Genomic DNA, 601 nt, shown 5'->3' on the forward strand with positions numbered 1-601 from the left:
TAGCCAGCTTGGCATAGACATTGTTGTTGCTGGCAGCATTCATATCCAGCGCCTCACGGTCGAAGACCCTGATATTCATCTCCTTGGAATCTCTTACGAATACCAGGCGAGGGGTGGCGCACACGCATCCTGCCCAGGATACATTGCTGCCTTGCCAGTTGCCTGTGCCCAGACGGCTGAGATACTTGCCCGTCTTCTTCTCGAAGATCTGCACCTCGCGGCTGTCGCCGGCTGCCACGAAGAGGTGGTCGCCCTCGACATATACATCCCTAGCCAGTGTGCGGTCGCCATTGCTCATGCTGCGCTTCAGCTCCAGCGTTTCTGCATCGAAAACATCGATGCATTTGCCGGCAAAGTTGGCTACATACAGTTCTTCGCCATCATAATAAAGATTTACGGCATTCAGCTGTCGGCCTCCGATATCCTCAGATGTGCGTGAGAGGTAGCCGTCCAGGTAGAAATGGTCTGCCACCTTGATGGTATCCACCGGCTGCGGCACAACTCGGTCTTCTGTAATCTCTCTATATTCTGTCTGGTCGCAGGATGCCATTGCCAGCATCATCAGTCCTGCGCTGATCATCATTACGTCTTTTCTCATTTT

The 601-nt window shown here is 53.1% G+C and carries 1 protein-coding gene; it reads right to left on the reverse strand.

What is annotated here, in order from left to right:
* Positions 1-583, reverse strand: a 583-nt coding sequence (locus DW657_RS17535) for a YncE family protein (protein ID WP_369973489.1), incomplete at its 3' end; no start/stop codon positions are given.
* Positions 584-601 lie beyond the last annotated feature (18 nt).

Origin of the sequence: Prevotella sp. AM23-5, from assembly GCF_003473645.1 — a bacterium.
In the GTDB taxonomy this organism is placed as follows: domain Bacteria; phylum Bacteroidota; class Bacteroidia; order Bacteroidales; family Bacteroidaceae; genus Prevotella; species Prevotella copri_A.